A 22600-nucleotide genomic window follows, 5' to 3' on the forward strand; every position below is an offset into this window, starting at 1 on the left:
GGTGCCCGAGGCGGCCGGAGTAGACGTCAGCAGACTGCGTGAGATCAACTCACTCAGCGTCGTGCGGGCGATGCGGGGGCAGCCACCCGCCACCGTCACCGAGCTCGCCACCCGCACCGGCCTGTCCCGGCCCGGCACCGACGTCGTGGTCCGCGGGCTGGTCACCGAGGGATGGGTGCAGGTCGTCGAGCCCGACGGCAGCAGCGTCGGCCGCCCCGCCCGCCGCTACCGCTTCAACGCCGGCGCCGGGCACGTGCTCGGCGTCGACGTCGGCGGCCACAAGATCCTCGTCCTGCTCGCCGACCTCGAAGGACAGGTGCTGCACAGTCACCGGCTCCCGGTCGAGCCGGACGCCGACCCCGCCGCGCGGCTGCGGGCCGTCGACACCGCCATCAGCCAGTGCCTGTCGGACGCCGGGATGCGGCCCGAGCAGATCTGGGCGGTGACGGTCGGCGTGACCGGCCCGGTCGACGCCACCGGCCGCACCACCCTGTTCACCCCGCTGCCCGGCTGGGCGAGCGTCTCCCCCGCCGAGCACCTCTCGGCCCGCTTCACCTGCCCGATCCTGGTCGAGAACGACTGCAAGCTCGCCGCCGTCGCCGAACGCTGGAAGGGCGCCGCGCAGGACGCCGACGACATCGTCTACCTGCTGGCGGGCATGCGCACCGGCGCCGGCCTCATCCTCGACGGCACCCTGCGGCGCGGCTACGGCGGGGCGGCCGGCGAGATCGGTGCCCTCAAGGCGGTCCGCTGGCTCGCCGCCCCCTCCCACATCGAGAACTGCCCGGGGGTACCCGGGGACATCCACCCCAACGACAAGGCCGCCTGGGTCTTCGAACGCGCCCGCGAGGGCGACCGCCACGCCCGCACCGCGCTGCGCCGCTACGTCAAGGACCTGGCCGTGGGCGCCGCGGCGCTCGTACTGACCCTCGACCCGCAGGTCGTCATCCTCGGCGGCGGCTACTCCCGCTCCGCGGACCTGCTCATCGAGCCCTTCGAGCGGGAGCTCGGCCGCCTCTGCCTGCGTGTCCCCGAGATCAGGGCCTCCGACCTCGGCGCCGACAGTGTCGCCCTCGGCGCGCTGCGCGTCGCCCTGGACCAGGTCGACGCGCGGCTGTTCACCGACGGGATGCCCGCCCTACTCACCCTCCAGGCCTGACCGGCACTCCCCCTCGGCATCCCCGTCAGGCGGGCGTCCCCTCGCCAGCTCGACGCCGACGCCCTGCTCCTGGACGGCGCTCACGAAACCGGGCGCCGCGCCGGCGTCGGTGACGAGGAGGTTGACCTTGGACAGCGCACAGATCGGCGCCAGCCCGATCCGGCCCAGCTTCGTGGAGTCCGCCAGCACGACCCGGCGCCGGGAGGCGTTGATCATGCGCTGTTTCAGCTCGGCCTCCAGCAGGTGCGCCCCGGTGAGCCCGGACTCCAGGTGAACACCGTGGCAGCCGAGGAAGACCGTGTCGGCGTGGATGCGCTCCAGCATGGCCCCGCCCAGCGGGTCGACGAGCGCGTGCGTGGCCGGCCGGAGCGTTCCGCCGGTGACGAGGACGGAGAAGCGGGGAATGGCGGGCTCCAGCTCCGCCGCGACCCGCAGGCTGTTGGTGAAGATCACAACGTCGGCCAGGTCGCCGCGGGCCACCAGCTCGCGGGCCAGAAACGTGGCGGTGGTGCCGGCATCGATGATGATGTTCTCGCCGTCGGCCACCAGCGCGGCGGCGTGCCGGGCGAGCTGGGTCTTCTCCAGCGCCAGGCTGTCCACCGCGGTCCCGGACGACGCCTCCTCAGGAGGCGGCGCGGCCTTGACGTGCATCGCCCCGCCGCGGACCCGGCGCAGCGCGCCCTGACGGCCGAGCACCTCCAGATCGCCGCGGATCGTCACGCTGGACACGCCGAACGTCTCCGCCAGGTCGGTGACCCGGACGAACTCGTGCTCCAGCACCAGCGCCACGATGCGTTCGCGGCGCAGCGGGGCTCCGGCGTCGCCGGCGGGAGGCGCCGAAGGCGCCGGGTCCTTCATCGGCCCGCCCCGCCGCGCGTGATGCCGCCGGGCAGGTACGCCGCCTGTGCCGTGATTATGTCGTCGCACACCGCCTCGATGTCGGCCGGCGGGAGGGTCGCCGAGGTGCTGGGGTCAAGCATGGCCGCCTGGTACACCGCCGATCGTCGCTCTTCCAGGACCGCTGTCGTGGTCAATTCCACCACATTCAGAAACGACCGGTTGAGCGCCATGAGCTGCACGGGCAGGGCGCCGACCGGCTTGGGGTGGATTCCCGCGCCGTCCACCAGGGCGGGCACCTCCACGCAGGCGCTTGCCGGCAGATTGTCGATCAGCCCGTGGTTGGGCAGGGTGAGCTGCACCTCTCGCGGCGTGCCGGTCAGCAGCGAGTGGATCACTTCGGAGGCCATCTCGAAGTGCTTCCACCGGGCCAGCACCGGCTTGCCGGCGGCCAGCGCCTCCCGCAGCCGCTCGTAGGCGTCGAATTTGCGCAGCCGGCGCCGCAGGCCCTCGTTCAGCGGCAGGTTGAGCCGGAGCACCTCCTTCTCGTGCGGCAGGAACCAGGACACGTACTCCGCCGCGTGCTCGCTGGACTCGGTCGGGAAATAGCCGAAACGCCGGTAGATCTCCGCGCGGACGTGCCCGCGCAGCTCGGGATCGGCGGCCATGACGTGGTCGAGCTCGTCGTAGAGGGATTGTCCGCCGCTTTCGAAACGGAGCACGAACGCCTGGTGATTCAGCCCGGCGGTGAGGAAGTCGATGTCGTCGAGCTCGCGGCCGATCAGGTCGGCGAGCAGCGCGTGGGTGTCGCGGACCGAGTGGCACAGCCCGGCCACCCGGCGCAGCGGCGTGCCCGCGACCACGGCCCCGCACAACATGGCCAGGGGGTCGGTGTAGTTGAGCAGCCAGGCCTGGGAGCACAGCCGCACCATGTCGCGCGCCAGATCGAGCAGGACGGGCATGGCGCGCAGGCCGCGGAAGATGCCGCCGAGGCCGAGCGTGTCGCCGACGGTCTGGCGCACGCCGTACCGGTGGGGAATCTCGAAGTCGGCCAGCGCCGCGTCGTAGCCGCCCACGTCGATCTGGCAGACGACGAAGTCGGCGCCGGCCAGCGCCGCTTCGCGGTCGGTGCCGGCCTCGATCGTCGCGCCCGCGCCCGTCTCGGCGTTCAGGCGGCGGGACAACAGCTCGGCGGTCGCCAGGCGCTGGGCATCGATATCGTGGAGGGCCACCCGCAGGCTGCCGGCCAGTTCGGGGCTGGACATCAGGTCGGAGAGGATCTTGCGGGTCAGTTCGACGTTCCCCGCGCCGACCAAGGCCACTTTCGCCATTCGAAACCTCCTCGAAAGGGGAGCTTACCGCTTGGAAAGCGTCCTTCCATGAGCATCCGCCCTGACCCGCGAGCCTGCCGATCTCCCGGCATGCCGGGAACCACTGACCAGAACATTGACTTCATCTCCGCCGTGAGCACGGCCTACGGGCTGGAAGGCGGAGCGAGAAGGGAGGTAACCGCCATCGGCAGAGGCGCCATGGGAATGGTGCACAGGCTGGCGGTGGATGAACGGCTGTATGCCGTAAAAGAGTTCTTCTGGACGATGGACGAAGGAGCGGCCAGCAGAGAAGCGGCGTTCCGTGATCTGGCCGCGTCGGCAGGAGTCAGATCGCCGATGAACCTCCGAGGTGTGGACGGTGATTACCTGCAGCCCCTTCCCGAAAGTGCGGGAGGCAGGATGGTGCGGCTCTATTCCTGGGTCGAGGGCGCGCCTGTCGATCCTGACGATCCGGCGACGGCCGCGCGGCTCGGAGAACTGCTGGGGCGGCTGCATGGGCTCGCGGCCCCCGCCTCCGGGGAAACCGATCCCTGGTACGAGGTCGTTCCGGAAGAGAGCGAATGGGAGGAGATCACGCGTGCGGCGGCCGCAGCCGGCGAGGATTGGGCGCCCCTGCTTCGCCATAGCCTTCGGGCGATCATCGACCTGGCGCGGTGGGTGAAGCCGATACCGGAGCACGAGCGGATCATGTGCCACCTGGACGTCCAGCCGTCGAACGTGCTCGCCGACGAGGCGGGGCTCATCCTGCTCGACTGGGATGACGCCGGGCCGGGAAGCCCGGCGCGGGAGCTGGCCTCGGTGCTGCTCGGCTGGCACGTGCGGGACGGTGTGGTGAACCGGGCCGGAGTCTTGCGGACGCTTTCCGCCTATCGGCGGGCGGCTGGGCGGGCCGTGGTGGGCGACGAGCAGATGTTCGCCATGAGCGCGGCGACGCTGCTGAATTATGTCGCCGTTCAGGCGCGGCTCAGACTGGACCCCGACGCAGACCCCCTGCACCGGGAGAACGCCCGCGCGGAATTGACGAGCGCACTGGCTCGGTTCCCCTCGCGACGCGTGTACACCGACCTGCTGAGCGTCGTTTCCGGAGAAGGATGACCGTGCGCGCTCCAGGAGCCCGCCCTCACTGGCGGGTGGCGGCCGCCTTGAGGAGCCGGGCCAGGCGGTCGAGGTCGCCTTCCAGGTCGAGGTCGGTGTCGAGGAGCCACTGGGCCTGCAGGCCGTCGGAGGCGGCGATCAGGATGCGGGCGGCGAAGTCGGCATCGACGCGCGGCGTCGCGCTCGGCGAGTATCGGCACGAACAGCTCGTCGCGGGCGGGGAAGTAGTGCAGCAGGCCGCGCTCGCTCAGCCCGGCCGCTCGCGCGACGGCCCGCAGGGACGGCCCGGCGCTGTCGGCGTAGGCGGCTGCTGCCGCTTGGCGATCCCCTTGGCGTACGGGCCGCGATCGTCGCCAGGGGCCGGGTCGCGCTGCTCTGCCGCGCGCACGCCGCCGACCGCGTCTCCCGCATCGGGCTCGCCTGGACTGAGGACGGCGTGCGCTTCTCCCGCGAGGACGAGCCCGTCGGAGGGCGTCACACGACCCGTCAAACGTTCGCCTGAAGAAACTTAACTAAGATCGAACCCGTTCGTACAGCGACCGCAACCCGGTGCCAAACGCGGTGTTCGCCGCCCCATGCTCCGCCAGCGTTGGGTCATTCGCGACGTCAGGCGTGGCCCCTCGGCAACTTACCCCCGGATCTCTCGCAAGTTAGACGGCGCCACCGGGTGACTTCTGTGAAACTTTCACCTCCACGGGCGGTGCGTCGCGATCCCCGCGGAGACGAAGCTCCAGGCGGGAAGGCGTTCCGGCGGCAGCGCCCAGGCCGGCAGGGGCTCCCCCTCGTTGACGCCGGGCCGGACCGTCGGATGTACTCCGCGACAACACCCTCACCGAAGGAGGCCCGCGTACCCCCGCATCGCAAATTGTTAGCGCTAACAATGAGACCGCGAGGCCGGTCCCGCAGCGCCGATTTCCGTCACCCACCCGCCTGAGGGAGACAACTGGTGAGACTCGCCCTGCGTACGTTCCTCTTGACCGTGGGCCTGCTGCTTCCGAACGTGCTGTTCCCGCCGGCGGCCGGCGCCGACAACCCGATCGTGCAGACCATCTACACGGCCGACCCCGCGCCGCTCGTCCACAACGGCCGCGTCTACCTCTACACCGGCCACGACGAGGACGGCTCCACGTACTTCACCATGCGTGATTGGCGCGTCTACTCCTCCTCGGACATGGCCAACTGGACCGACCACGGCTCCCCCATGAGCCTGGCCACCTTCGCCTGGGCCGACGCCAACGCCTGGGCCGGCCACGTCGCCCACCGCAACGGCCGCTTCTACTGGTACGTGCCGGTCCGCGACCGCGCCACCGGCTCGATGGCCATCGGCGTCGCGGTCGCCGACAGCCCGACCGGACCCTTCCGGGACGCCCTCGGCCGCCCGCTGGTCAACAACAACGAGATCGACCCGAACGTCTTCATCGACGACAACGGCCAGGCCTACCTGTACTGGGGCAACCCTCGCCTCTGGTACGTCCGGCTGAACACGGACATGATCTCCTACTCCGGCAGCCCGGCCCAGATCCCGCTCACCACCGCCGGCTTCGGCACGCGCACCGGCAACGCCTCCCGCCCCACCCTGTACGAGGAGGGCCCCTGGGTCTTCAAGCGCAACGGCGTGTACTACAACGTCTTCGCCGCCGAGTGCTGCTCGGAGTTCATCGCCTACTCGACGGCGCCCAGCGCCACCGGGCCGTGGACCTACCGGGGGACGATCATGCCCAGGCAGGGGGGCAGCTTCACCAACCACGCCGGGATCATCGACTTCAACGGCGGCTCGTACTTCTTCTACCACAACGGCGCCCTTCCCGGTGGGGGCGGTTACACCAGGTCGGTGGCCGTGGAGAAGTTCACCTACAACGCCGACGGCACGTTCCCCACCATCAACATGACCACCGCGGGGCCGCCCCAGATCGGCACGCTCAACCCGTTCGTCCGCCAGGAGGCCGAGACCATCGCCTGGGCCGCCGGGGTCGAGACGGAACCGTCCGGTGAGGGCGGCATGAACGTGGGCTACATCGAGAACGGCGACTACCTCAAGGTCAAGGGCGTCGCCTTCGGCGACGGCGCTTCCTCCTTCACCGCCCGCGTGGCCTCGGCCACCGGCGGCGGCCGGATCGAGTTGCGGCTCGGCAGCGCCACCGGCACCCTCGTGGGCACCTGCACCGTCGCCGGCACCGGCGGGTGGCAGAACTGGACCTCGGTCACCTGCCCGGTGTCCGGGGCGACCGGCACGCGTGACCTCTACCTCCGCTTCGCCGGCGGCAGCGGTTACCTGCTCAACCTCAACTGGTGGCAGTTCACGCCGGGCAGCGGCTCCGAACTGCTGACGAACGGCACCATGGAGGACGGCACGACCGGCTGGACCGCCTCCGGCGGCACCCTGTCCTCCACCACCGACGTCGCCCACGCCGGCAACCGGTCCCTGCTCAACTCCGGTCGGGCCGCGGCCTGGAACGGCCCCCACCAGAACGTCACCGCCCAGCTCACCAACGGCAAGAGCTACACCACGAGCGTCTGGGTGCGATCGCAGAGCGGAACCCCCAGCGCGAAGGCGACCCTGACGATCACGGCGAACGGCACCACGAGCTACCACCAGCTCACCCCTGCGCAGACGGCCGGCACGAACGGCTGGACACAGCTGACCGGCACCACGACCGTCTCCTGGACCGGAACGCTGACCAACGCCTCCTTCTACGTCGAGACGGCCGCCGGCACCGACGGCCTCTACATCGACGACGCCTCCTTCCGGTGACCCGGCACGTCCTGAGCATCCGTCGTTCCGTACGAACGTGTCCCCGCATCGAACGACCGCCGGAGAGCCGCCCCTCCGACCCCCTTGAGGAGAGACATCGATGAGCAGGAAACGAACGCGCCTTTCCCTCGCCCTGACCGTGATGCTGACCCTGACGACGGGGGCCGTCGCGGCCGTCCCGCCCCTGCCGGCGCAGGCGCTGGAGAACGGCGTGGGCCGCACCCCGCCGATGGGCTGGAACACCTGGAACACCTTCGGCTGCAACATCAACGAGACGCTGATCAAGCAGACGGCCGACGCGCTCGTCAGCTCCGGCATGCGCGACCTGGGCTACCAGTACGTCGTGGTCGACGACTGCTGGTTCGACCCGAACCGCGACGCGGCCGGGAACCTCCAGGCCAACCTGTCCCGGTTCCCGAGCGGCATGAAGGCGCTCGGCGACTACCTGCACGCCAGGAACCTGAAGTTCGGCCTCTACCAGGCGCCGCTGGACAAGACCTGCGCCCAGTACTTCGGCTCCTACCCGGGCGCGACCGGCAGCCTCGGCCACGAGGTCCAGGACGCCCGGCAGTTCGCCGCCTGGGGCGTCGACTACCTCAAGTACGACTGGTGCTCCCCCACCGGCACCATCGACGACCAGGTGCGCACCTTCGCGAAGATGCGCGACGCGCTGGCCGCCACCGGCCGGCCGATCCTCTACAGCATCAACCCCAACAGCATCCACGAGAAGACCGGCCCGCAGCGCGACTGGGGCGACGTCGCCAACATCTGGCGCACGACCGAGGACATCACCAACGCCTGGAACACGGGCCAGACCAACGGCTACCCGATGGGCATCCAGAACATCGTCAACGTCAACGTCCCGCTCGCGGGCCGCGCCCGGCCGGGGGCGTTCAACGACCCCGACATGATGGTCGTCGGCCGGGGCGGCATGAACGACACCGAGATGCGCAGCCACTTCGCCCTCTGGGCCGTCATGGCCGCCCCGCTCATCGCCGGGAACGACGTCCGCGCCATGGACTCCGCGACCTCGACGATCATGAAGAACCAGAACCTGATCGCCATCAACCAGGACCCGCTCGGCCTCCAGGCCACCCAGATCGGCAACGACGGCACCCGCCGCGTCCTGGCCAAGCGGCTGAGCAACGGCGACGTCGCGGTCGCCCTGTTCAACCAGGGCGGCAGCACCACCACGATCAGCACCACCGCCTCCGCCATCGGCCTGACCGGCGGCCCGTTCACCCTCCGCGACGCCTGGACGAACGCCGTCACCACGACCACCGGCACCATCTCGGCGAGCGTCCCGTCCCACGGCACCGTCGTCTACCGGGTCAGCGGCGGAACTCCCCTGCCGTCCACCCGGATTCAGGGTGCCGGCTCCGGCAGGTGCCTGGACGTGAACGGCGCCTCCCAGGCCAACGGCACCAGCGTGGTGATCTGGGACTGCCACCAGCAGGCCAACCAGCAGTGGACCAGCACCACCGCCGGCGAGCTGCGCGTCTACGGCAGCAAGTGCCTGGACGTCGACCGCGCCGGCACCGCCGACGGTACCGCCGTCATCATCTGGGACTGCAACGGCCAGAGCAACCAGAGATGGCGCTTCAACACCGACGGCAGCATCACCGCCGTCGGCGCGAACAAGTGCCTGGACGTGGCCGGCAACGCCACGGCCAACGGCACCAGGCTCCAGATCTGGACCTGCACGGGCGCGGCCAACCAGCGCTGGTCCCGGATCTAGGGACCGCGCCGGACAGGGTGATGCCTTCAGCCTTGGTGCTGCCGGAGCCGGCGGCGTTCGGCCGGAGTGGTTCCGCCCCAGACGCCGTCCGGTTCGCCGGCCTCCAGCGCCCACTCCAGGCAGCGCGGCCGGACGGCGCAGTTCGAGCAGATCCGCATGGCCGGTTGGTGCCGGCCGTCCCAGGTGAGCGGGAAGAACAGGTCGGGGTCGGTCGCCCGGCAGGCGGCGCGGCTGGTCCAGTACAGGTCGGCCATGGCTGTCGCTCACTGCTGGGCGCGGGCGAACCACTGCTGGATCTGGACGTCCCGGCACACGCCGGTGAGCAGGTCGGCGGTCACCGGATCGTGGCCGACGGCCGGGTTGTCCAGCCACGAGGTGGCCACGGCGGCGATGCGTTCGAGGCCAGCGTCCATGGCGGCCAGGGCCTGGCCGGTGGCGAGCCGGCCGAAGGGCAGCGACTCCAGGGTGGTGCGTTCGCTCAGGGTCTCGCTGCAGGCGTCCGGCCAGCCGCCCAGGGCGGCGATGCGCTCGGCCAGTGAGTCGGCGTGGCCGCGCAGGGCCTCGGCGAGCTCGTCCAGCCAGCGGTGCACGGAGAGGAACGTCGCGCCGCGGACGTTCCAGTGCGCCTGCTTGGCCTGCGACGCCAGCTCGGCGACGTCGATGAGCACGTCCTGCAGGGCGGCGGTCGCCAGGTTGTCGAGGTGGGTGGTGGTCATTCGCGTGGGCCTTTCAGGGTGGATGCGGGGTCAGATCCGTACGTGTTCGGCTGATCCGGTGGGCAGCCAGTGGAACAGGTCGCTGATCTGCTTCGGCGCGTGCAGCAGGTCCCGCTCGATGCCGTCGCGGTCCTGCCGGAAGTGCTGCCAGCCTTCGTAGTGGATCGGCAGGATGGTGCGCGGGGCGATGGCCTCGCACAGCCGTACGGCCTGCCTGGCGGTCATGGTGTAGCGCAGGGGCCCGGTGAGGGGGAATCCGACGCCGCCCAGGTGGAGCAGGACCGTGCCGGGCCTGATCCGGGCGGCGGCCCGGCGGAGGGCGCGGTGGTAGACGGTGTCGCCGGTGATCCAGAGCGGGCCGTGGGCCTGGCCGGGCCAGGTGAGAGCGAAGCCGATCACCTCGCCCGTGATGGGCCGGCTCAGCGGCGGCCCGTGCCGGCACGGGGTGGCGGCGATCTCGATCGTCGGCCGGCCGGGCGCCTCCAGGCGGGTGGCCTGCCCGGCCTTGAGTGCGCGGGTGGCCCCGCCGAGCCGGCGGGCGCCCGAGGCGGTGGTGATCGTGGTCGTGGCGCCGGCCAGCAGGGCGCGCCCGGCGTGATCGAGGTTGTCACCGTGATGGTCGTGGGTGAGCAGGACGGCGTCCACGCCCCCGAGGGTGGACGCCGGGAGCGCGGGACCGGTGAGCTTGCGGGAGGAGGTCCCCCAGCCGAACGCGTACGTCCGGCCGGGGGCGTCGAAGGTCGGGTCCGTCAGCAGCCGCCAGCCGCCGAACTCGATGAGGACGGTGGGGCCGCCGATGTGGGTGAACCTGACGTCCGACATGGGAGCCTCCCTCTACCGGCTGTGGTGGAGCGCCCAGGCCAGGGCGCGGTCGGCGATCTCTTCCCAGCCCTCCTGGGCGGGCATCAGGTGGGAGCGGCCGGGGTACTCGATGACCTCGGTGATCGTGTTCGGCGCCTTGTAGTGCTTGGCGTTGGAGCGCTGGATCTTCGGCGGCATCAGGTTGTCGTGCTCGCCGGCGATGAACAGCAGGGGCTTGCGGTCGTCGTTGTGGTAGTCGACGTAGTTGTCGTCCTTGCCGGGGTGGATGTTGGCCAGGGCGCTGCCCCAGAAGATGTTGCCGGAGGCGGGGATGTGGTAGCGCTCGTAGGCGGCCCGCGCCTCCTGCTCGGGGAAGGTGTTGGTGAAGGCGTAGCGCCAGTGCTCGTAGTCGAGGCCGACGGCCTTGTGCCGGTTGGCGGGGTTCTTGAGGACGGGGAAGGTGGCCTTGAGCTGCGACAGCGGGATGATCTTGACGCCTTCGGCGGGGGCGGAGTTGATCGCCACCCCGGCGGCGCCGTAGCCGTGGTCGAGCAGGATCTGGGTGAACACCCCGCCGGCGGAGTGCCCGATGAGGATCGGCGGCTTGTCCAGGCCGCTGATCAGCTTCTCCAGCGAGCCGATGATCTGCGGGACGGTCACCCGCTCGATCGGCGTGGGATCGGCGTTGAGCGCCTCGACCTCGACCTCGAACCCCGGGTAGGCGGGGGCCAGGACCTTGAAGCCCTGTGCCTCGTAACGGGCGATCCAGTTCTCCCAGCTGCGGGGCGTCACCCAGAAGCCGTGGATCAGGACGATCGTGTCGGGTTTCATGTCGGTTCTCCCTCTAGCGGGTGGCGGCGTACGCGGACAGAACCATCGCGGTCGCGGCGGCGGGGTGGGACATCATCACGACGTGCGAGGAGTTGATCTCGCGGACCTTGCTGCCGGCGCGCCCGGCCATGAAGCGCTGGGCGGCGGGCGGGATGACCTTGTCCTGGGCGGGGATCAGGTACCAGGACGGGATGCTCTTCCACGCCGGCTCGCCGCTGCCGTCGGACAGGCCGGTGTGACTGCCGGGTCGCTGGGTGGCGGCCATCTGCCGGGTCTTGTACGAGGGCAGGTCGGCGGCGAACACCGCGCGGAACTTCGCGGGGTCGATGTAGCCGTCGATCCCCGGCTCGGTGCTGCCCGGCAGGGGGTAGGGCCGCAGGACGAGGGCGGCGCCCAGTTCGCTGCCGGGGAACTGCTGGGCCAGCTGCAACGCGCTCTCGCCCGCGTCGGGGGCGAAGGCGCCGAGGTAGACCAGGGCCTTGACGTTGTCGTGGCCGCGGGCGGCGTTGGTGATGACGACGCCGCCGTAGGAGTGGCCGACCAGGATGACCGGACCGGTGATCGTGTCGAGGACGCTGGAGACGTACGCGGCGTCACCGGAGACGTCGCGCAGCGGGTTGGCCGGCGCGATCACCGGGAAACCCGCCGCCTCCAGCATGGTGATCATGTCGTTGAATCCGGAGGCGTCGGCGAACGCCCCATGAACCAGGACCACGGTCGGTTTGGCGCCGGAGGCAGCGGAGGCGGGGACGGTCGCTCCGCCCAGGCCGAGGACGAGAACGCAGGTCGTGATGAGCATGCCGAGCCGGCGTAAGGGGGTCATGCGCGATGCTCCTTTGGAGGTCGGGAGGGCGAGGAGTTCAGGGGGTGTCGATGAACGCGAGCAGGTCGGCGTGCAGGCGGTCGCGGTCGGTGTCGGGCAGGGCGTGCCCGCTGCCCTCGTAGACCTTCAGGACGGCGCCGTCGATCAGTTCGGCCGATCGCTTGCCCCCGACCTCGAACGGCACGATCTGGTCGTCATCGCCATGAACGACCAGGGTGGGGACGTCGATCTTCGCCAGGTCCGGCCGGAAGTCGGTGGCCGAGAAGGCGGCGATGCACTCGTACGCGCCCCGATGCCCGCACGCCATGCTCTGCAGCCAGAACGCGTCCCGGAAGCCCTGGGGGACGTCCTGCCGGCGGTTGTGCCCGAAGAACGGGCCGTCGGCCAGGTCGCGGTAGAGCTGGGAGCGGTTGGCGGCCTCGCCGGCCCGGATCGCGTCGAAGATCTCGATCGGCAGGCCCTCGGGGTTGTCGTCGCTGCGCAGCATCAGCGGCGGCACCGCGGACACCAGGACCACCTTCGAGACGCGGCTGCTGCCGTGGCGGCCGACGTAGTGGGCGACCTCCCCGCCGCCGGTCGAGTGCCCGACCAGGGTGAGGTCCCGCAGGCCGAGCTGCTCGATCAGGCAGGCCAGGTCGTCGGCGTAGGTGTCCATCTCGTTGCCGTGCCAGGTCTGCGCCGAGCGGCCGTGGCCGCGCCGGTCGTGCGCGATGGCGCGGTGCCCGTGCTCGGCAAGGAAGAGGGCGGCCGCTTCCCAGGCGTCGGAGTTGAGCGGCCAGCCGTGGCTGAGCAGGACCGGGGAGCCGTCGGTGCCCCAGTCCTTGTAGAAGATCTGGGCTCCGTCGTTGGCGGTGATGTAGGGCATGTGACTTCCTTACTGGTGCGGTCTCGCTGTGCTCCGAAGCTAGGCTTGCGGCCCCCGGCCGGTAATCGGTCAGATGACTGCACCTGAGCCGACGTGCTCCTGACTTACGCGCTCGTCCAGGTCCTTGGCGCGGGTCTCGGGAGCGAGCAGAACCGTCAGGAAGGCGATCGTCGCCAGGCCCACGAGCAGGAGCGCGATGGGCCACGACGCGCCGCCCGCGCCCGCTACCAGAGAGGCCGCCACCAGCGGGGCGGGACCGCTGGTCAGCGCGGCCGTCCACTCGCGGGAGATGGCGATGCCGCTGTAGCGGTAGCGGGTACCGAACAGCTCGGTCAGGATCGAGGCGAGGACGGCGAACATGGCCGTGACGAAGACGCCGTACCCCAGCGTGACGGCGAAGATCACCAGCTCGGGGCGGCCGGTGTCGATCAGCCGGAACATCGGGAAGGCGAAGACGGACAGGGCTAGCGTGGCGCCGAGGAAGACCGGCCGACGGCCGACGCGGTCGGCCAGGTGCCCGAACAGCGGCATGAGCGCGATCCCCACGGCTGCCGAGCACACGTTGGCGATCAGGCCCACCGTGGCGGGCAGGCCGAGCGTCTTGGTGACGTAGGACAGCACGAAGACGTTCATGATGTAGCCGATCGCGCCGTAGGGGGCGTTGATCCCGGCGGCGATCAGCAGGCTGCGCGGCTGCCTTCTGAAGACCTCCAGCGCCGGGAAGCGGCTTACGCCGTGCGCCCGCTCGCGCTCGAAGAGCTGCGACTCCGGCACCCGGATCCGGCAGAAGAGCCCGACGCCCACACCCACCAGGCTGAGCAGGAACGGCACCCGCCAGCCCCACGACGTGAACGACGGCAGCGGCGCAACCGCGGTGAAGACGAGCGTGGCGATCAGGATGCCGATCTGGACGCCCATGCCGGGAAGCGCGGCCCGCAGGCCTCGTCGGCGGGGGTCGCTGGTCTCCGCCACCAGGACGAGGGCGCCGGCGTATTCTGCTCCGGCGCCGAAGCCCTGGACCAGCCGCAGGAGCACGAGCAGGATCGGCGCGGCCAGGCCCACCTGGTCGTAGGTGGGCAGCAGCCCGATGCCGGTCGTGGCCAGCCCCATCAGCAGCAGCGTCAGGACCAGGGCGGGTTTGCGGCCGACGCGGTCGCCGAGATGCCCGAACACGACTCCGCCGATGGGCCGGGCGAGGAAGCCGACGGCGAACGCGGTGAAGGAGCCGAGGGTGCCGGCCAAGGGGGCGTCGGCGGGGAAGAACTGGTCGTTGAAGACGATCGCCGCGGCCAGGCCGAAGAGTGCGAGGTCGTAGAACTCGATCGCGGTGCCGATGACGGCGGCCCTGGTCACTGATCTGCTTGTCATGACTGCCTCCTGTCGTGGGAGCCGAGCGCACGGGAACGGCGTCCGGGCTGATGGGTCGTGCAGGGCATTGGGGCGTGCCGGATCAGCGGGCCGCGAGTCAGGAGCTCGCGATCCGCAGCGGTTGGCGTGGACGCCTGCTCAGCGGTGGGTTCGCCGCTGGAGCGGAGAGGTCAGGTGGCGGCCTGGCGGATGAGGTCGGCGACCGCCGCGGGCTGGGAGATGTGGACGGCGTGACTGCCGATGGCCTCGACGACGGTCGAGCCAGCGCGCTTTTCCACCGGCTGCGCGGAAGCCGTCAGCTACACCGCGGGATCGGACCGGGTGGCCCGGCTGGTGCTGGGCAGCCCCGTGGTGTACGCCGATCTGATCGCCCGCGAGCTCAGGAGGGCCGCGGACGGCCACCGGATCCACATGCTGGACGACGTCCTGCGCAGGTTCGTCGCCGTCGACGGGCACAGCGCGCTCGACGAGCAGACGCGCCTGTATCTGCTGCGGCTGGCCGCTGACGCCTCTCTCAAGGCCACCGCCGAGTCACTGACGGTCTGGGGGCCGCGGATCCGAGCCTCGATCTGGTGCGGATCGCCGTACCCACCTTGATCGTCCAGGGCGAGGCCGACGCGTTCGTGCCGCCCGAGGACTGCGGCCGGCGTGTCGCCCGCGCCGTGGCGGGCAGCCTGCTCACCACCATTCCCGCCGTGCCGCACGCCGCCTCGCTCACCCACCACGAGCAGTGGAACTGCCTCGTGCTGGAGTTCCTCACCCGATGAGAAACTGTCGAGCGGCGCGTGATCAGCGCTGATGTCCGGCCGGCACGTTCAGCCGCCGGCACCCGGTCCGGAACCGAAGCAATCGTCACCATCACGCTCAATGGGCTCTCCCCCTCCTGTAGAGGGCACCCGGCGATCTCGCCGCAGCCCGCTTTGACCAGCAAAGCAGCGGGCTGCCCCGTGCTCCAGGAACTACGGAGGAAGAAAACCGCACGGCAGGCGCGCCCGACCCGGCCGCCTGCCGCCATCGCCGGCCCCGGCTCACGCTGGGCGCGCGAGGCCGGGGGCCGAAGGACCTCCGGCCATGCCACGGGCCGCCGAAGAGGCAGGCGGTAGGGGCCGCTGCCGGATCAGCCGGCTGGCGGCGAGGCGGAGAGTTTCGCGTGCAGCTTGCCGGCGCCGGTGTGATCGAGCGGGATCAGCAGGTCGAGGGCTTGCTGCCAGGCCGCGGCAGCGGCTGTGGCGTCTCCGAGAGCGTGGTGGGTGTCGCCGAGGTGCTCCAGGACCTCGGCCTCCAGGTGGCTGCGACCGGTAGCGCGGTAGAGAGCGAGGGATCGCCGGTAGCAGTCGATCGCGCGCTGGTGGTCGCCGAGGTGGTGGTGGGCGTAGCCGAGGGTGTCCCATGCTCCGGCTTCGTTGACCGCTATCTTCTGCTCGGCGAGATGGGTGATGGCCTGTTCGCCGTAGGTGATGGCGTCGTCGTAATGGCCGAGCAGGGCGTGGTACCAGGCGACGGAGGCCAGTTCCCGGGCGTGGCCGACCAGGTTGCCGGCGTCGCGGTAGAGGGCGAGAGCAGCCAGGGCGTGGTGCAGGGCGTCGTCGTGTTCCCCCAGATCACCATGGAGCCAGCCCAGATCGTGGTGGACGCGGGCCTGATCCAGTGGCTGGGCGCGCGTGCCGGGCATCTGCAGGAAGGTCAGAAGGCGCGCCTTCGCCTCCTGCGACCGACCGAGGTGGTGCTCTTGCCTGGTCACCCAGCCCACGACGGCGCTGGCGTAGCCCTGCCCGGCGGGGTCGCGGGTCACGGCTTCGGCGGCGCGGGCCAGGAAGGCCAGCGACTCCTGGCCGAGTGACCACTGGTGATCGATGAAGGCGTCCACCGTGGTCCAGGCGAGCTGCCACAAGTGACTGTCGAATCCGCCCCAGATTTCCGCCTGCCGCTGAGCCGCCCATACCACGTGTAGCTCACGGGTGGCCCACGCGGCTGCTTGCTCACGGTCGTGGATGACGTCGACGACCGTACCCGGCTGCGCGGGCGCCAGCTCAATGGGCGTGGAGACAACGGGGTAGATGACTTGATCAGCGGCATGCGCAGTGTGCAGCAGATGATCGACGAAGCGGTGGAAGGCCTGCCTGCACTCGGTGGGCCCGTCCTGTTCCTCGGCGACCTCGGCGGCGTAGGCGCGCAGCAGGTCGTGCAGCCGCCACCGTCCCGGCTCGTGCTCGGTGACCAGGTGGGCGGCGCTGCACTCGTCCAGCAAGGCACGAACGCGGCGAGCTGGTAAGGCGATGAGGGAGGCGGCGGCCGACAGCGTGACGTCCGGCCCCGGATGCAGCCCCAGGAGACGGAACAGGCGAGCGGCTGCCGGGCTCAGAGCCCGGTAGGACCAGGAGAAGGCCGCGCGCGGATCGACCCCGTCCAAGGTGTGGAAGGCGTCCAGGGTGCCGTGCGCCTCGCGCAGCTCGGCCGCGATGTCGGCGAGCGCGAAGGACGGCCGTGCGGCGGCGCGGGCGGCCACGACCGCCACCGCCAGCGGCAGATGGCCGCACAACTCCAGGACCTGGGCCACCGCCTCAGGCTCGGCCGCCACCCGCGCCTCATCGAGCCTGAGGGCCAGAGCCTCTCTCGCCTCTGCGGGAGTCCACACGTCCAAGGTGAGCGTGCGCGCGCCATGCGTGGCGGCCAGGCCGGTGAGCTGGTTGCGGCTGGTCACGATCGCCAGGCAACCGGCTGTTGCGGGCAGCAGCGGGCGGACCTGCTCGCTGTCGCGAGCGTTGTCCAAGACGATCAGCACCTGGCGGCCGGCCAGCTTGCTGCGAAACAGTGCCGCCCGGTCCTCGGTGCCTGCCGGGATGCGGCTGTCGGTGACGCCCAGCGCGCGCAAGAACCCGCCCAGCACCTGGCCGGGGTCGAGCACCTGGCCGCCGCGGTCGAACCCCCGCAGGTCCACCCACAGCTGCCCATCGGGAAAGGAGTCGGTGATCTGATGGGCCCAGTGCAGGGCCAGCGCCGTCTTACCGACTCCGGCCATTCCGCGGATGGCGCCGATCAGCACAGCCTGTGCCTGCCGCCCCTGTTCGTCCAGCAGCGCGAGGGCCTGCTGGAGTTCGGCGCGGCGGCCGGTGAACACCGGCAGATCAGCCGGGAGCTGGGCCAAAGCCCCCGCTCGCGGTCGCGTCTTGACCGTGGCCAGCAACCTGGCCCGATCCTGTTCGTTCAGGTTGAGGCCGTCGGCCAGCGCCTCGGCGGTGCGGCGCTGGGGTGAGCCCACCTTGCCGCGCTCCATGTTGCCGATCGCCCGCCCGCTCACCCCTGAAGCCTCCGACAGCTCCTCAAGCGTCATCTGCGCAGCCGTCCGCAGCTCCCGTAGCAGGGAACCGAACTCCCGCTCAGCCATTTCGCCCACCCTCACGATGGCGACCCGACGAAAGCCGATCATCACACGGCGATGGCTTGCCTGGTTCGGCTGTCTCACATGACGGGATCGCACCCTCATACAGGACCGGCTTGTCTTTCCCCGGATCGCCGTGCAGCCCGTCGTTCGGCAGCACGCCGGGCGCACGGTCGATCGCCTGCCGCGGCGCGATCCGGTGGAGATCACCCAGAGCCTACGCGTCGCCTCGCCTGCGGTCACCCCGCGGGTGGCCTCACGATCGGCCGGTCCCCAGCGCCCTGGCGAGGAAGCTCGCGGCCTGTTCGATCGCCTCCTGGGCGGAGCAGGTGCCGCGCAGGGCGTTGAGCGTGAGGAAGCCGTGGATGACGCCCTGGTAGCGCACCGCCGACACCGGAACGCCCGCTCCGCGCAGCCGTACGGCATAGGCCTCGCCCTCATCGCGCAGCACATCGGCCTCCGCGGTGATCACCATGGTGGGCGGGAGCCCGGCCAGTTCCCCGCGCGTGGCCCGCAGCGGTGAGGCAGTGCTCTCGGCCCCGCGGGCCGCGTCCGGGAGGTACTGATCCCAGCACCAGCGCATCCCGTCGGCTCGCAGGAAGTAGCCCTCCGCGAACTCGCGGTAGGAGCCGGTGTCGCAGGAGGCGTCGGTGGCCGGGCACAGCAGCACCTGTCCGGCCAGCAGCCCACCCGCACGCAGGGCCAGGGCCGCGGCGAGGTTCCCCCCGGCGACCGCGATGCGGGAGACGTCCAGCCCGAGCCCGGCGCCATGTCTGCGCAGCCACTCCAGAGCGCCCAGGCTTACTTCCAGCGCGACCGGATAGCGCGCCTCGGGAGCGAGGCTGTAGTGCACGAACGCCACCGCGGCATGCGCGTTCAGCGCCAGCTCACGGGCGAGCCTGCCCTCGGCGTGTTCGCCGCCGAACACCCAGTCGCCGTGCAGGTACAGCACCACCGGCAAGGCGCCGTCGGCGCGCTCGGGCCGGTAGACGGTCAGACCGGCGATCTCCTGGCTGGTGGTGCCGGGGACCAGGATCTGCGGCTGCTGCACGTCGCGCAGGGCCTTGCGCCCCTCCTGCGGCGGCATGCCGTACAGGAAGGGTGGACTGGCGGTGGCGTCGGCGAAGGACTGGGCGGCAGGGTCCAGCACCGGCTTGGACATGAAGGCTCCTGAAACAGCGGACGGCGCCCCGACACTAGGGTGAAGCCACGCCATGCGGTATGCGTCGGATGACGTATTTCTTGCGACACTTAGGGGTGTTCTTGCGGGAGAAGCGGGGGAGCACCCATGGTCATGGCCCTGTTCGGGCGTGAGCGCGAGATCGCCCAGGTCGAAAGCCTGGTGGCGCAGATCCCCGAGCAGGGTGACGCGCTGGTGATCAGGGGCGAGGCCGGGATCGGCAAGTCGGCCCTGCTGGCGGTCGCGCTGGACCGCGCACGGGCACTCGGCTTCGCGACGGCCGTCGCCTCGGGTGTGCAGAGCGAGACCCATCTGCCCTTCGCCGGGCTGCATCAGCTGATCCAGCCGATGCTCGAGACCGCCGCCGAGCTGCCGGTCGCCCAGCGAGAGGCCCTGCTCAACGCGTTCGGCATGGGCGACGGCCAGGCTCCCCAGCCCTTCCTCATCGCCCTGGCCGTGCTGAACCTGCTCGGCGAGGCCGCAGCGGCCGAGCCGCTGCTCGTCGTCGTCGAAGACCTGCAATGGCTCGACCGGCCCACCACCGACGTCCTGGCCTTCGTCACCCGGCGGCTGAGATCCGAGCCGATCGGGATGCTCCTGGCCGTGCGCGAGGGGTATGCGACCACCCTGGACGACATCGGGCTACCGGAGCTGAGCCTGGGCACGCTCGACCCGTCGGCGGCCGGAGAGCTGCTGGACAGCCAGCCGGCCAAGCTCTCCGCCGGTGTGCGATGGCGGGTGCTGGCCGAGGCCGCGGGCAATCCGCTCGCCCTGGTGGAGCTGCCCATCGCCCTCGACAGGGAGCCGGGTCCGCCCTCAGGTGAGTTCCTGCCGCTCACGGCCCGGCTGGAGCGCTCCTTCGCCACCCGGCTGGCGGAACTGTCGCGGCGTACCAGGATGTTGCTGCTGGCCTGCGCCGCCAACGACGGCCACGATCTGCGCGAGGCCCTGACGGCGGCCGGCACCGTCACCGGGACCGAGCTGTTGCTGGCCGACCTGGCCCCTGCGGTTGACCTCGGCCTGGTCACGTTGCACGAGCGGTCCATTCGCTTCCGGCACCCGCTCGTCCGCTCGGCCATTTACCAAAAGGCCGGGCTGCTGGATCGGCAGGTCATCCACCTGGCGCTGGCCGACGTGCACACCCCCGATCCGGACCGCCGGGCCTGGCATCGGGCCGCCGCGCTCGACCACCCGGACGACAGCGTCGCCGCCGACCTGGAACAGGTGGCGCTGCGAGCCCGGCAGCGCGGCGCGCTCACCGTGGCGGTCACCGCGCTGCGCCGCGCTGCCGAGCTGAGCGAGCACGTGGCCGACCGCGCCATGCGCCTGCTGCGCACCGCGGAACTCGCCTTCGAGCTGGGCCGCGGCGAGCTGATCACCGAACTGCTCGCGCTGACCGACCCGGCCCTGCTGGGCGAGCCCGAACGAGCCCGGCTGGCGTGGCTGAACGAGATGCGGGAGGAGGGCCGCAACGAGGGCCCGCAGCGGGTGCGCAGGCTCATCGTGACCGCCGAGGAACGTGAGCGCGCGGGCGACCGGGCCCTGGCACGCAACTTCGTCCGCGCGGCCGCGATGCGCTGCTGGTGGCGCGATCCCGGTGCGGAGCTTCGCCACCGCGTCATCGCGCTGGCCGAACGGCTGGCCGCGCACGACGACGATCCCGAGTTGCTGGTCGCGCTGGCCACCGCGGCGCCGGTGGAGCGGGCCGGGGAGCTGATCGGCCGGCTGACGAGGTTACGGGAGACCCGGCTGGACGGCGCCATGGCCAGGCTGCTGGGCGTGGCGGCCAGCACGATCGGCGCGCACGAGCTGTCCGCCGCCTTCCTCGACCACTCCATCAGCGAACTGCGCGCCCAGGGACGGTTGGGGGTGCTGGCGCAGTCGCTGACCTCGCAGATGCTCAACCAGCTCCTGGGCGGCGACTGGCCGAGCGCCATGCTGGTGGCCGAGGAGTGTGAACGGCTGACCAGGGAGACCCAGCAGCCCCGCTGGCAGTCGGCGGCCCTGTCCATCCTGGCCGCCCTCGCCGGGCTGCGCGGGGACGTGAGCCGGGGGCTGGAGCTGGCCGCTCAGAGCGAGCGGGTGCTGGGCAGCGTCACGATCGCCTCCAACATCGCCCAGGCCCAGTACGCCCGGGGCCTGATCGCGCTGTGCGCGGGCCGGCACGCCACCGCCTTCGGTCATCTGTGGCGGGTGTTCGACCCTCGTGACACCGCCTACCATCCCATCTGGGGCTCGTGGACGATCAGCGAGCTGGCCGAGGCGGCGGTGACCGCCGAGCACCGTGACCTGGCCCGTACGGCTCTGGCCGAGCTGGAGGTCATGGGCCACCAGACGCCCTCCCCCTACCTGCATGTGGGCCTGCGCCATGCCAGAGCGGTGCTGGCCGACGACGCCGACGCCGAGGGCCTGTTCAAGACCGCGCTCGACGCGGACCTGACCTCCTGGCCCACAGCGCGGGCCCGTCTGCTGCTCGCGCACGGCCTCTGGCTACGCCGTCAACGCCGGATCGTGGAAGCTCGCGACCCGCTGCGCGCGGCCCGCGACGCCTGCGACAAGCTTGGGCTGCTGGCCTGGGGAGAGAAGGCCCGCCAGGAGTTGCGCGCCGCGGGCGAGGGCAGCCACCAGCGCGTGCCCAGCTCCGCCGAGCGGCTGACCCCGCAGGAGCTGCACATCGCCAAACTGGCCGCCGGCGGCCTGTCCAACCGCGAGATCGGCCAGCAGCTCTACCTGTCCCATCGCACGGTCGGCACCCACCTGCACCACGCCTTCCGCAAACTGGGCATCGCCTCCCGCGGCCAGCTGCGCGACGTACTCTGAGCCGCGCGTCACCCCCCGGCACCTACGTCATGCGACCGATACCCCTCGCGGGGGCCCGGTGCCTACCGTCGTGCCATGCCGTCATCTCGCCAGAAACTCCAGCAGCAGCTGGTTCCACTGCTCAGAGTGGGTGAGCGGGGCCCCGTGCGGCGCGCGAGGGATCGTGACCAGCGCACTGCCCGCGATCGCCCGCCTCACCCGTGCCCCGCTGTCGCGCGGCGACACGAACGCGTCCGCCTCGCCCTGAACGATCAGCGTGGGTACGGCGACGCGCGCCAGCTCCGCGTCCGGGGCCGCGGAACTCCACGCGGCCAGCGACTGCGCGGTCGCCTGGGGGGAGGCGTCCGCGGCGTGCCTGAGCAGGTACAGGCGAGTCTGCTCGTCCAGCGTGCTGTGACCGTCGACGGCGAACAGACGCAGCAGAACGTCGTCGAGCATGGGGATGCGGTGCCGCCGCGCGGCCATGCGCAGCTCGGCGGCGATCGGGTCCGGAAAGAGCGCCGGGCTGCCCAGCACCAGCCGGGTCACCCGCTCGGACACGGCGGCGTAGCCGACGGCCTCGGCGCAGCCGGTGGAGTGGCCGACCAGCGCCAGCCCGGTCAGGTCGAGGCCCTCGACCAGGGCGGCCAGGTCGGCGGTGAAGGTGGCGTGGTCGTAGCCGTGCCAGGGCCGGCTGGAGTGCCCGAAACCGCGCCGGTCGTAGCAGACCACCCGGTGACCGGCCTCGACGAGCGGGCCGATCTGGTTCTCCCAGAACCGGCACGACAGCGGCCAGCCGTGCACCAGGACGACGGGCGGTCCGTCGCCGACGTCCTCGTAGAAGAGGCTCACGTCTGAATCCACCTGTAGTCGCGGCACCCGCCCAGCATGCCGCCACCTACAGGCGCGGCAATCGGTCAAATGAC

General features: G+C 71.2%; 20 protein-coding genes. 7 read left to right on the forward strand and 13 right to left on the reverse strand.

Annotated features, from left to right (window positions below):
• Position 1 precedes the first annotated feature (1 nt).
• Positions 2-1159, forward strand: a complete 1158-nt coding sequence (locus HD593_RS32785) for an ROK family protein (protein WP_185105820.1) — start codon at positions 2-4, stop codon at positions 1157-1159.
• Here HD593_RS32785 and HD593_RS32790 read toward each other — a convergent pair.
• On the reverse strand, positions 1139-2017 hold the full coding sequence (locus tag HD593_RS32790) for a DeoR/GlpR family DNA-binding transcription regulator (protein WP_185105821.1): 879 nt from the start codon (positions 2015-2017) through the stop codon (positions 1139-1141). The genes HD593_RS32785 and HD593_RS32790 overlap by 21 nt on opposite strands.
• On the reverse strand, positions 2014-3327 hold the full coding sequence (locus HD593_RS32795; protein WP_185105822.1) for a family 4 glycosyl hydrolase: 1314 nt from the start codon (positions 3325-3327) through the stop codon (positions 2014-2016). The genes HD593_RS32790 and HD593_RS32795 overlap by 4 nt, the downstream gene beginning before the upstream one ends.
• Before the next feature lie 48 nt (positions 3328-3375).
• Here HD593_RS32795 and HD593_RS32800 point away from each other — a divergent pair, with 48 nt between their 5' ends.
• Positions 3376-4422, forward strand: coding sequence for a phosphotransferase enzyme family protein (locus HD593_RS32800; protein WP_185105823.1), 1047 nt, complete (start codon positions 3376-3378; stop codon positions 4420-4422).
• 247 nt (positions 4423-4669) lie between these two features.
• Here HD593_RS32800 and HD593_RS32810 read toward each other — a convergent pair whose 3' ends face one another.
• Entirely contained in the window at positions 4670-4912 is a 243-nt protein-coding gene (locus tag HD593_RS32810) for a hypothetical protein (protein ID WP_185105824.1), read from the reverse strand.
• Positions 4913-5368: 456 nt separating this feature from the next.
• On the opposite strand from HD593_RS32810, the gene HD593_RS32815 reads away from it, so the two are divergent.
• Complete coding sequence (locus HD593_RS32815) at positions 5369-7174, forward strand: family 43 glycosylhydrolase (RefSeq protein ID WP_185105825.1); 1806 nt, start codon at positions 5369-5371, stop codon at positions 7172-7174.
• Positions 7175-7274: 100 nt separating this feature from the next.
• Positions 7275-8912: a glycoside hydrolase family 27 protein gene (locus HD593_RS32820; RefSeq protein WP_185105826.1), complete on the forward strand. Its 1638-nt coding sequence runs from the start codon at positions 7275-7277 to the stop codon at positions 8910-8912.
• Between the two features lie 26 nt (positions 8913-8938).
• Here the strand turns inward: HD593_RS32820 and HD593_RS32825 are convergent, their stop codons facing one another.
• The 7 genes from HD593_RS32825 to HD593_RS32855 all read right to left on the reverse strand — a co-directional run bounded on the left by HD593_RS32825 (position 8939) and on the right by HD593_RS32855 (position 14316).
• A complete protein-coding gene (locus HD593_RS32825; RefSeq protein ID WP_185105827.1) occupies positions 8939-9166 on the reverse strand; it encodes a WhiB family transcriptional regulator in 228 nt (75 codons plus the stop codon).
• A 9-nt stretch (positions 9167-9175) separates the two neighbouring features.
• Complete coding sequence (locus tag HD593_RS32830; RefSeq protein ID WP_185105828.1) at positions 9176-9628, reverse strand: Dps family protein; 453 nt, start codon at positions 9626-9628, stop codon at positions 9176-9178.
• Between the two features lie 30 nt (positions 9629-9658).
• Positions 9659-10450 (reverse strand): MBL fold metallo-hydrolase, encoded by a 792-nt coding sequence (locus HD593_RS32835; protein ID WP_185105829.1) that lies wholly within the window; start codon positions 10448-10450, stop codon positions 9659-9661.
• A 12-nt stretch (positions 10451-10462) separates the two neighbouring features.
• A complete protein-coding gene (locus HD593_RS32840; RefSeq protein ID WP_185105830.1) occupies positions 10463-11260 on the reverse strand; it encodes an alpha/beta hydrolase in 798 nt (265 codons plus the stop codon).
• Positions 11261-11273: 13 nt separating this feature from the next.
• Positions 11274-12083 (reverse strand): alpha/beta fold hydrolase, encoded by an 810-nt coding sequence (locus HD593_RS32845; RefSeq protein ID WP_185105831.1) that lies wholly within the window; start codon positions 12081-12083, stop codon positions 11274-11276.
• 37 nt (positions 12084-12120) lie between these two features.
• Positions 12121-12948 carry an alpha/beta fold hydrolase gene (locus HD593_RS32850; RefSeq protein ID WP_185105832.1) on the reverse strand — a complete coding sequence of 276 codons (828 nt, stop codon included), beginning with the start codon at positions 12946-12948 and terminating at the stop codon, positions 12121-12123.
• A gap of 69 nt (positions 12949-13017) precedes the next feature.
• Positions 13018-14316, reverse strand: coding sequence for an MFS transporter (locus HD593_RS32855; protein WP_185105833.1), 1299 nt, complete (start codon positions 14314-14316; stop codon positions 13018-13020).
• 321 nt (positions 14317-14637) lie between these two features.
• Between HD593_RS32855 and HD593_RS32860 the strand changes: the two genes are divergently transcribed.
• Together HD593_RS32860 and HD593_RS32865 are read left to right on the forward strand one after the other, a co-directional pair.
• Complete coding sequence (locus HD593_RS32860; protein WP_185105834.1) at positions 14638-14913, forward strand: hypothetical protein; 276 nt, start codon at positions 14638-14640, stop codon at positions 14911-14913.
• Complete coding sequence (locus HD593_RS32865) at positions 14889-15083, forward strand: alpha/beta fold hydrolase (protein WP_185105835.1); 195 nt, start codon at positions 14889-14891, stop codon at positions 15081-15083. Before HD593_RS32860 ends, HD593_RS32865 begins: the two co-directional genes overlap by 25 nt.
• Before the next feature lie 350 nt (positions 15084-15433).
• Here HD593_RS32865 and HD593_RS32870 read toward each other — a convergent pair whose 3' ends face one another.
• Together HD593_RS32870 and HD593_RS32875 are read right to left on the reverse strand one after the other, a co-directional pair.
• Positions 15434-17701 (reverse strand): tetratricopeptide repeat protein, encoded by a 2268-nt coding sequence (locus HD593_RS32870; RefSeq protein ID WP_221525117.1) that lies wholly within the window; start codon positions 17699-17701, stop codon positions 15434-15436.
• A 250-nt stretch (positions 17702-17951) separates the two neighbouring features.
• On the reverse strand, positions 17952-18857 hold the full coding sequence (locus HD593_RS32875; RefSeq protein WP_185105837.1) for an alpha/beta hydrolase: 906 nt from the start codon (positions 18855-18857) through the stop codon (positions 17952-17954).
• A 126-nt stretch (positions 18858-18983) separates the two neighbouring features.
• Between HD593_RS32875 and HD593_RS32880 the strand changes: the two genes are divergently transcribed.
• Complete coding sequence (locus HD593_RS32880; protein WP_185105838.1) at positions 18984-21695, forward strand: ATP-binding protein; 2712 nt, start codon at positions 18984-18986, stop codon at positions 21693-21695.
• Between the two features lie 81 nt (positions 21696-21776).
• Here HD593_RS32880 and HD593_RS32885 read toward each other — a convergent pair whose 3' ends face one another.
• Positions 21777-22526 carry an alpha/beta fold hydrolase gene (locus HD593_RS32885; protein WP_185105839.1) on the reverse strand — a complete coding sequence of 250 codons (750 nt, stop codon included), beginning with the start codon at positions 22524-22526 and terminating at the stop codon, positions 21777-21779.
• Positions 22527-22600: the final 74 nt, after the last annotated feature.

Source organism: Nonomuraea rubra (assembly GCF_014207985.1).
GTDB lineage: Bacteria > Actinomycetota > Actinomycetes > Streptosporangiales > Streptosporangiaceae > Nonomuraea > Nonomuraea rubra.